The organism is Tepidibacillus fermentans, assembly GCF_004342885.1.
In the GTDB taxonomy this organism is placed as follows: Bacteria; Bacillota; Bacilli; order Tepidibacillales; family Tepidibacillaceae; genus Tepidibacillus; species Tepidibacillus fermentans.
On record NZ_SMAB01000008.1, the window covers coordinates 84735 to 93971 of the forward strand.

Genomic DNA, 9237 nt, shown 5'->3' on the forward strand with positions numbered 1-9237 from the left:
CTGTTTGAACGTATAAAGAAAGTTAAGATTTTAAAGCAATAGCTCCCTTACTAAGAAGAAATGTCTTGTATTTTTATCATAAAAGTAAAAGTGTCAGAAAAAACACTCCAATTCTAACTTTCTAACTATTCTTTTGTTAATATGAAAGAAAAACAACTCTTTTTGTATAAAATAGTGGAAGTTATTCATAATGAAAGAAAAAAGAATATAGATGCTAAAGAATAAGGTGAGGAGGGTTTATGATGCAAGGCGAATTTCGAATTTCGAGGGATTCATTAGGGGAAGTAAAAGTTCCAAAGGATGCTTATTACGGCGCACAAACACAAAGGGCGATCGAAAATTTTCCAATTAGTGGGCTACGTTTACCACGTCGATTTATTCGCGCTCAAGGAATTATTAAGTATTCTGCAGCTTATGCAAATTCTACGGTAGGTGATTTAGATCAGCGACTAGCCGAAGCTATCATGAAAGCGGCTGAAGAAGTGATTGAAGGAAAATGGGATCACCAATTTGTGGTTGATGTTTATCAAGCAGGGGCTGGTACATCACAGAACATGAATGCCAATGAAGTCATCGCAAATCGAGCAATCGAGCTTATGGGCGGTGAAAAAGGAGATACATCGATTGTCCATCCAAATGATCATGTCAATATGGCTCAGTCAACCAATGATACCATTCATGTGGCGATTAATATTGCAGCGGTAGAAGCGGTGTATCATGATCTCATTCCAGAGTTAGATGGATTAATTGAGACGTTAGAACAAAAAGGTAGAGATTTTTATCATATTATTAAATCAGGACGAACTCATCTACAAGATGCGGTGCCCATGAGATTAGGCCAAGAGTTTTATGGATATAAAGAAACCTTGGTTGAAGCGAAAAAGACGATCCTAGAGAGCTTAGACTTACTATATCAGATTGGGTTTGGTGGAAATGCAGTAGGTACGGGAATCAATGCTCATCCAAAATATTCCGAATTAGCGATTGAAAAGGTAGCTGAGATTACAGGATTCCCATTTCGAAATCCTAGTAACCGGTTTATGTTTATGCAAAATACTCAAGGTGCGATTAAATTAAGCGGGGCGCTGAAAAACTTAGCGATTCATCTGATTAAAATTGCTAGTGATTTGCGTTTGTTAAGTTCGGGGCCGCGCACAGGGCTAGCAGAAATTACTTTGCCACCTGTCCAACCAGGTTCATCGATTATGCCAGGAAAAGTAAACCCTGTCATGGCAGAGATGATGAATATGATTGGTAGCCAAGTGATTGGTAATGATGCAACCATTACTTCAGCTGGTCAAGCCTCACAATTGGAGCTAAATGTGATGATGCCTGTGATCGCTTATAATCTTTTACATTCACTGCAAATATTAAGTAATGGAATTAAGGTCTTTAATGAAAGATCGGTCAAAGGAATCATGGCCAATGAGAAAAGATGTAATGAGTTAATGGAACAAAGCTTAGCATTAGCAACAGCATTAAATCCAGCGATTGGTTATGACAAAGCAGCAGAAATTGCTAAAAAAGCTTATGCGAAAGGGAAAACGATCAGAGAAGTCGTTCGTGAGGAAGGTATACTGTCAGAGGAACAGATTGATTACTATTTAGACGTGAAAAAGATGGTTTAATTTCATTCTTTTTTATTCATCTTACCCTTTTAGGAAGTTTGATCCTAAAGGGTATTTTTTTTGTAAAAAAACAAAATCTAAAAGTGATAAGAATAGAAGGAGGAACCTTTTTCATGGAATGGCTCAAAATCATTGGAATAAGCTTTACCATGATTTCGATTGGTTTTATTATCTTACGAGTGGTAGCAAAGAGGAATTTTAGCGAAATGTCTCCTTTTCATATTTTCCTCGTTCTCATGTTAACCAACATTCTTTCTGAACCGATTAAGACCGATCATTTTGCAGAAATTATTATTCCTACACTTGTGATCGTTTTCTCATTTTTTCTATATTCTTATTTACAAACATCAAATCGACTAAGTAAAGGGATTAAAGCAAAACCGATTGTCCTTGTTCGCCATGGAAATATCGATGAAAAAGCATTGAGTCAAGCGAAAATCACATTATCCGAAATGTTAGCAGAATTACGAGTAAAAGGTTATAGCCATGTTCAAGATGTAGAATTTGCCATATTGGAAGAAACGGGTAAACTAAGTGTTATTCCAAATTCAAGCAAAAGGCCTTTAACCCCTAGTGATATATCATATGTTCCTAGTTATGAAGGACTTCCTGTACCTCTAATTATGGACGGGGTTATTCTCTATGATAATCTTGCCAAGATCAAGATGTCACCGAAAGAATTACTCAATCGATTAAGTCTTCAAGGCTATGATCAACAAATGATAAAAACCATTTCTTTGGCAGTATTAGATGAAAGAAACAATCTCATCATCGATCAAAATGACGATACCAATCAAGGGAATATCGCTCAACAACAACAAACCATCTGGTCAAAAATCTATGAAGATATGCATGCACAGCGTAAATCGCCAGAAGAAAAAGATTTAGGAATTGTCGATGATTATATAAAACCAAAACCGTAGAGGTGATTTTTTATGGATGAAACTATCGTGTCGGTTGTTCGATCAATTATTGCCTTTATGACATTACTGATTTTCACAAGATTATTAGGAAAACAACAAGTTGGTCAACTTACAGCGTTTGAATATGTCGCTGGGATTACGATTGGATCCGCAGCTTCATCACTGAGTATCGATTTGTCCATTAAACCTTTTCCTCAATGGTTAGCATTAGCAACTTGGGTCATTCTTGTTTGGGGGTTACAAAAGATATCTTTAAAACAACGCTGGATAGCAAAAGTAATGGGGGATCAACCCACAATTTTGATTCAACATGGGAAGATTCTCGAAAAGAACCTTGAAAAATTACGATATCGTTATGATGAACTGATGTCACAACTGCGTGATAAAGATATTTTTGACATTACTCAGGTAGAATTCGCTTTATTAGAACCTAATGGAAATTTATCTGTCTTAAAAAAGGCAGAATATGAACCTATTACATCATCCGATCTACAAATCGTACCAAAACAAAATGGTTTAATGATTGAAGTGATTATGGATGGAGTTATTATCGATCAAAATTTAAAAAATGCGAATAAAACTGAAGAATGGTTGTTGCAACAACTACAAGCACAAGGGATCAAAGATTTAAAAGAGGTTAATTTCGCTGTGATTTTACCGAATGGACAATTATATGTTGACCGCTTCAAGGATAATCTAAAGGAAATTGATATTGGTGATTTTCATGGGCCATATTAAAGAAGGGGGGAATAATCATTGAGAAAGAAAGTTATTATATTGGGATCAACAGCGATTATTCTTTTATTTATCGCAATTATGGTTAGTGGTACCTTCTTAAAAAGGCCATTGACCAAAGATGATAATGTAATTGGGCAAGTGAATTTTATCGAAGCCTCTGTGAAGCAAAAGGATTGGCAACTTGCTAATGAACATTTAGAACAAGGCATAAAAGCATGGGAAAAAGTTAAAAATCGGATCCAATTTAGTGTAGAACGAGATTTTATTACTGAAATAGATAATAAATTGGCAACATTAAAAGGTGCAATCAAGGCAAAGGATGATAAAATGATTATTCTAACTACAGAAGAGTTAAAATTCGTTTGGCAGGAGCTTGGAAAATAATACTTTAATTTTTATTCGACTATATTATAATGAAATTTGAAAAATGAATATACGATACAAAGTATATTCCTTCAGGGCAGGGTGCAATTCCCGACCGGCGGTGATCTATTTCCTAAATAGTAAGCCCGCGAGCTATATATCAGCAGGATTTGGTGGAATTCCAGAGCCGACAGTAAAGTCTGGATGGGAGAAGGATGTCTAGATTGGTGTATGCCATTATAGGATAGAGTATGTTATTCTCTATTCTGTTTTAAGTAATTACTCTGCCCTTGGAGAGAATCCAAGGGTTTTTTTATACACCAATATATAAGGCATCTCATTAAAAAATATTTAATGAGAGGAGAAATAGTATGAACAAATCGAATCAAAAAAAGAGACCATTAAACCAGCTTGTATTTACTGCAATCATGGGAGGACTTGCATTTGTGATTATGTTTTTTGACTTTCCATTGCCCTTTATCCCCGCTGATTTTCTAAAGTTTGATTTTAGTGAGATTCCTGCGCTTATTACAGCTATCTTTTTTGGCTCTGCGGCAGGAGTGATGGTTGAATTCTTAAAAAATGTCTTGCACTTCATTATGAAAGGCGGAGGTGCGGTACCATTAGTTGGTGAATTGGCGAACTTTCTCGCAGGAACATTGTTTATCTTAGGAATGACATGGATCTTTAATAAATTTCGTACGAATACAGGACTATTCTTAGGTCTTTTACTTGGAAGTCTTTTAATGACGGTGATGATGTCTTTAGCAAACTATTTTGTGCTCTTGCCACTATACGGAATAAGTGGAGTGCAAAAACTACCATTGATCACCTCGGCGATCGTTCCTTTTAACCTTTTTAAAGGGGCCTTGATTACAATCGCGATGATGCCGATCTATGTATCCCTAAAATCAGTAGAACCAAGATTGCGATTACAGTGAAATTATAAATAATCCGGGGACTGACTCATAAGAATGTGATGGCTGATCCTTTACTTTTGGGTCAGCCCCGTTTTTTCTTCTAGGAGTTGAAATTTGCTTTAGGTTAACAAGCTTGATACAATGATAACACTGATAATGATATAGAAAAAAGGAGAGAGTTTTTATGGCTAAAACAGACGAAATCTTTACAATTGGACAAAAAGCACCGGATTTCACCCTTCCAGCAAGTAATGGTGAACAAGTAAGTTTGCATGATTTCAGGGGGAAATATGTCGTTCTTTATTTTTATCCCAAAGATAATACCCCTGGGTGTACAACAGAAGCTTGCTCCTTTCGCGATTATCATGAAGAATTTAAAGGTTTAAATGCAGTGATTCTTGGTGTAAGTCCTGACCCACTAAAGTCTCACGCCAAGTTTATTGAAAAATATCAACTTCCCTTTTTATTGCTATCTGATGAAAATCACAAAGTGGCCGAAGCCTATGGTGTTTGGAAATTGAAGAAAATGTATGGAAAAGAATATATGGGAATTGAACGCTCTACATTTATTATTGATCCTGAAGGTAATCTTGTTAATATTTATCGAAAAGTAAAAGTTAAAGGTCACGTTGAAGAAGCTTTAGAATTTATTAAAAACCAGATAAAGGGTTAAAAGAAAAAGCAAAAACCACTGTCTTAAGGCAGTGGTTTTTGCTTAAAACATTTTGGCGCAAATCAAATACAAGCTACAACAGCTTTGTCTATTCCAGTGCTTTGGTTGTTCGTGAGTCCAAAACGATTGTTTTCACGAAAAGGAAAAGGAATTTTTTGAATGTTTAAAGAAATAAAAAAATAAACTCTAGAATAAAGAAGAGGTGAATATCGTGAAAATCGTTTTCTCGGCTAAAATTAGCGAAAAACATCAAATCACATTGAAAGAACAGTTTCCAAATAGCGATTTTTATTTTTATGCAAATATAGATGAAGCAAAAAATGAGATTGCAAGTGCGGAAATTTTCGTAACCTATGGAGAAGATCTAAATGATGAAATCGTTCAAAATATGAATCAGCTAAAATGGATACATGTAGTGAGCGCTGGATTAGATAAGATGCCTTTTCAATCATTACAAGAAAGGAAGGTAATCGTTACCAATTCAAAAGGTATTCATCGAGTTCCAATGTCAGAGTATACAATGGCTGTTATTTTACAATTAGTGAGAAAAACGAATCAATTCTTTGAAAAGCAAAAAGAGGGTCTTTGGGATCGTACGATTCGTGTTTCTGAGGTTTATGGAAGTACAATTGGAATTATTGGGTTGGGAGCAATTGGCCTAGCGATTGCAGAAAAAGCAAAAATTTTTGGTATGACAGTGATTGGTACAAATACAGATGGTCGACCTATCCCAGGTATAGACAAAGTATACCCTTCATCTTCATTAAAAGAGGTACTTTCTAAGAGTGATTACGTCGTTGTTATTGTCCCTTTAACAGATCAAACTTATCGCATGATAGGACGAGAAGAATTATTGGCGATGAAAAGGTCAGCTTACTTAATTAATATCTCCCGAGGAGATGTCATTGACGAGCAGGGATTATTAGAAACATTACGAAATCGAGAAATTGCTGGGGCTGTTTTAGATGTTTTTTCTGAAGAACCGTTACCAAGCAATCATCCATTTTGGGGGTTAGATAATGTTATTATTACTCCCCATGTCTCGGGAAGATCGCCGAAATATATGGAACGAGCACTAGAAATATTCAAAAACAATTTTCTGTTTTATCTAAATCAGGATTTTTCACAAATGAAAAATTTAGTTGATTTGCAAAAAGGATATTAAATTTAAAGTGGGGTTATTTCAGTGAAAATCTATACGAAAACTGGAGATCAAGGATATACGTCTTTAACTGGTGGAGAAAGAGTGGAGAAGAACAATCCCCATGTCGAAGCCTATGGCACGGTAGACGAAGCCAATTCGATGATTGGATTGGCAATTGCAAAGATCGATCAAATAGAGCAAAAATCCTTAGAAAAGATCATTCACATGTTAAATCAGGTACAGCAAGATCTATTTCATGTTGGATCAGAATTATCAACTCCAAAAGGAAAAAATGTGTATTGGCCAATCACAGACGACCAAGTAGTTAGACTCGAGCAATTTATCGATGAATTAGAAAAGGATCTTCAACCACTTCAACAGTTTATTTTACCTGGTGGTTCTGAAGCAGGAGCCATTCTTCATTTGGCAAGAACCATTATCCGTCGTGCTGAACGGCAAACCATCTACATTAAGGATCGATTGTCATCAGGTAGAGCGATTACCTATCTAAATCGTTGTTCTGATTTTTTGTTTGTGGCTGCGAGATGGGTGAATCTAAAGTTGGGTTATATCGAAACCCCATTTATACTACCGTCGAATCATTAAGTAAAATCCTTCCCTTATTTTCCATTCACTTTTACGTATGACCATTTTTATCAAGGTAATACTAAGGCTTGTGAAGGAAAGGGGGGAAAGAAAATGCCAAAAAAGAATAAACAAATGCAAAATACTGCTCAACAAAATGCTTTACAACAGGGTGTAACCCAAAATGCGAATCAAGAAGCACCAGCACAATCTTTTACTCAAAGTACTGGTACTCAAGAAGAGCGTGGAGAAAACCGTCAACCATAATCACATAGCTATATATATCACACATAAAAGAGTACAGGCGATCCTGTACTCTTTTATTTTTATGATTGTTTCACATATTTTCTAATTTATTATTGTCTATAATTATCGTTATAATATAAAAAAAATACAAGTTATTATTTTTACATCATGATTACTAAATTAAAGTTGTCAAAATTTAGACGTTTTTATGTAACAAAAATTCTTATTTCGCATGATATACTACAAAGTAGAAAAGGTGAAAGTATGAAGGATAAAAAGGTGAAACTGCCAAATCGAGTACCCACAAAACAAATACTAAAAATACTCTCTTCCTTATATCCTGAAGCAAAATGTGAGTTATTGTATCGAAATCCTTTTGAATTGTTAATCGCTACGATGTTATCGGCTCAAGCTACAGATAAAAAAGTGAACCAAATCACTCCATTCCTCTTTCAAAAATATAAAGCACCTGAAGATTTTTTAGCATTATCTCAACAAGAACTAGAAGAAGAAATTAAGCAAATAGGTCTTTATAAAACGAAAAGCAAGAATATTTTGGAAACATGCCGAATTCTTGTTGAAAAATATAATGGTGAGGTTCCTAAAAGCCGAGAAAAGTTAGAATCCCTTCCTGGAGTAGGTAGAAAGACTGCAAATGTCGTACTAAGTAATGCTTTTGGAATCCCAGCGATTGCTGTAGATACACATGTCTTCCGTGTTTCTAATCGTATCGGTTTAGCAAAAAGCGATCAAGTATTAGAAACGGAATTACAATTAATGAAAAGAATTCCTAGAAATCTCTGGTCAAATGCTCATCATTGGTTGATTTGGCATGGAAGAAGAGTATGTACGGCTAGAAATCCAAAATGTGAAATTTGTTCACTACAACCGTATTGTCAATATGCAAAAGAAAATAAAATAGTACAACTTAAGAAAAACTAGGGGAAAAACTAGGATTATATGGTCTAACGCACTCCGATTCCTCGTGACATATAATCCATACAACGTTTTAATTATGAAAAGAAAGGGAGGAGACCTATGAACAAAGAAAAATTAAAAGAAGCGTTCGATTTATTAAAAAATAATGGGATAAGAATGACTCCGCAAAGGCATGCAATTTTAACCTATCTTTATCAAACAAATTCACATCCAACAGCGGATGAGATTTACAAAAAATTAGAAGGAAAATTTCCTAATATGAGTGTAGCAACTGTATATAATAATCTAAGGGTATTTAAAGAAGCCAATTTAATTCAGGAATTGTCATTTGGTGATGATTCTAGTCGCTTTGAAGCGAATATGTCCAAACATTATCATATTATTTGTAAGAATTGTGGTCATATTGAAGACTTTTCCTATCCTTGTATCACAGATATTGAAAAAGTTGCTGAAAAAGAAACAGGATTTAAAATCGAGTCTCACTGTGTTGAAATCTATGGAATTTGCCAAGACTGTCAATCCGTTAGCGTTGAGTGAGAATCGGTATATTAAAGATTTTACTTAAAAAAATTATAAAATATAAAAAAATTCCTCTCTCACAATCGTAAGAGAGGAAAATTTATTTTATGATCAATATTCAGGAAGAGTAAAAAGAAATGCACAATTAGTATTATATATATTATTTTTAATGTGTCAATAGTGTAAAAGTGGATATTGAAAATGCGATTCATAAAAAATGATAAATTTTTTGATTGACATGAACAAAGTATTTATGTTACTATTTTTTTCGTTGTCTCGTTACGAATTGATCGGACGAACTGACGAAAAAAGAAACAAAAAAGTTGTTGACAATCAACAACGAAATATGATATGATACTATTTGTCGCTGCGAAAAGCAGTTATCGAAAAAGTTGTTCTTTGAAAACTGAACAGTGTCAGCTTAGCGTAAACCCTTCAATTCAGAAGGAATTATTAAATGAGCGATATCAAACAATCTTTAATGGAGAGTTTGATCCTGGCTCAGGACGAACGCTGGCGGCGTGCCTAATACATGCAAGTCGAATGACAGGTGTCAGAT

The 9237-nt window shown here is 34.8% G+C and carries 11 protein-coding genes, 1 rRNA gene and 1 riboswitch; all 12 genes read left to right on the forward strand.

Going from position 1 to position 9237, the window contains the following annotated elements:
- The first annotated feature begins 242 nt into the window (after window positions 1–242).
- Window positions 243–1628 (forward strand): class II fumarate hydratase, encoded by a 1386-nt coding sequence (locus EDD72_RS06935; RefSeq protein WP_132768675.1) that lies wholly within the window; start codon window positions 243–245, stop codon window positions 1626–1628.
- Window positions 1629–1741: 113 nt separating this feature from the next.
- Entirely contained in the window at window positions 1742–2551 is an 810-nt protein-coding gene (locus EDD72_RS06940; RefSeq protein ID WP_132768677.1) for a DUF421 domain-containing protein, read from the forward strand.
- Window positions 2552–2563: 12 nt separating this feature from the next.
- A complete protein-coding gene (locus EDD72_RS06945; protein WP_132768679.1) occupies window positions 2564–3289 on the forward strand; it encodes a DUF421 domain-containing protein in 726 nt (241 codons plus the stop codon).
- An 18-nt stretch (window positions 3290–3307) separates the two neighbouring features.
- Entirely contained in the window at window positions 3308–3673 is a 366-nt protein-coding gene (locus EDD72_RS06950) for a DUF4363 family protein (protein WP_132768681.1), read from the forward strand.
- Between the two features lie 63 nt (window positions 3674–3736).
- Window positions 3737–3872, forward strand: a riboswitch (FMN riboswitch).
- Between the two features lie 151 nt (window positions 3873–4023).
- Window positions 4024–4593, forward strand: coding sequence for an ECF transporter S component (locus tag EDD72_RS06955; protein WP_132768683.1), 570 nt, complete (start codon window positions 4024–4026; stop codon window positions 4591–4593).
- 163 nt (window positions 4594–4756) lie between these two features.
- On the forward strand, window positions 4757–5245 hold the full coding sequence (bcp, locus tag EDD72_RS06960) for a thioredoxin-dependent thiol peroxidase (protein ID WP_132768685.1): 489 nt from the start codon (window positions 4757–4759) through the stop codon (window positions 5243–5245).
- A 211-nt stretch (window positions 5246–5456) separates the two neighbouring features.
- On the forward strand, window positions 5457–6410 hold the full coding sequence (locus EDD72_RS06965; protein ID WP_132768687.1) for a D-2-hydroxyacid dehydrogenase: 954 nt from the start codon (window positions 5457–5459) through the stop codon (window positions 6408–6410).
- Between the two features lie 21 nt (window positions 6411–6431).
- Window positions 6432–6995, forward strand: coding sequence for a cob(I)yrinic acid a,c-diamide adenosyltransferase (locus tag EDD72_RS06970; RefSeq protein ID WP_132768689.1), 564 nt, complete (start codon window positions 6432–6434; stop codon window positions 6993–6995).
- A gap of 93 nt (window positions 6996–7088) precedes the next feature.
- Entirely contained in the window at window positions 7089–7241 is a 153-nt protein-coding gene (locus EDD72_RS12520) for a hypothetical protein (protein ID WP_165894996.1), read from the forward strand.
- Window positions 7242–7484: 243 nt separating this feature from the next.
- Complete coding sequence (gene nth, locus EDD72_RS06975) at window positions 7485–8162, forward strand: endonuclease III (RefSeq protein WP_132768691.1); 678 nt, start codon at window positions 7485–7487, stop codon at window positions 8160–8162.
- Window positions 8163–8258: 96 nt separating this feature from the next.
- Window positions 8259–8696 carry a Fur family transcriptional regulator gene (locus EDD72_RS06980; protein ID WP_132768693.1) on the forward strand — a complete coding sequence of 146 codons (438 nt, stop codon included), beginning with the start codon at window positions 8259–8261 and terminating at the stop codon, window positions 8694–8696.
- Window positions 8697–9156: 460 nt separating this feature from the next.
- Window positions 9157–9237 (forward strand): 16S ribosomal RNA (locus EDD72_RS06985); the annotation flags it as partial.

Bases quoted from the DNA above. Each gene is read 5' to 3' on its own strand.
- EDD72_RS06935 (WP_132768675.1), top strand. From the start codon at position 243: ATGCAAGGCGAATTTCGAATTTCGAGGGATTCATTAGGGGAAGTAAAA.
- EDD72_RS06940 (WP_132768677.1), top strand. From the start codon at position 1,742: ATGGAATGGCTCAAAATCATTGGAATAAGCTTTACCATGATTTCGATT.
- EDD72_RS06945 (WP_132768679.1), top strand. From the start codon at position 2,564: ATGGATGAAACTATCGTGTCGGTTGTTCGATCAATTATTGCCTTTATG.
- EDD72_RS06955 (WP_132768683.1), top strand. From the start codon at position 4,024: ATGAACAAATCGAATCAAAAAAAGAGACCATTAAACCAGCTTGTATTT.
- bcp (WP_132768685.1), top strand. From the start codon at position 4,757: ATGGCTAAAACAGACGAAATCTTTACAATTGGACAAAAAGCACCGGAT.
- EDD72_RS12520 (WP_165894996.1), top strand. From the start codon at position 7,089: ATGCCAAAAAAGAATAAACAAATGCAAAATACTGCTCAACAAAATGCT.
- nth (WP_132768691.1), top strand. From the start codon at position 7,485: ATGAAGGATAAAAAGGTGAAACTGCCAAATCGAGTACCCACAAAACAA.
- EDD72_RS06980 (WP_132768693.1), top strand. From the start codon at position 8,259: ATGAACAAAGAAAAATTAAAAGAAGCGTTCGATTTATTAAAAAATAAT.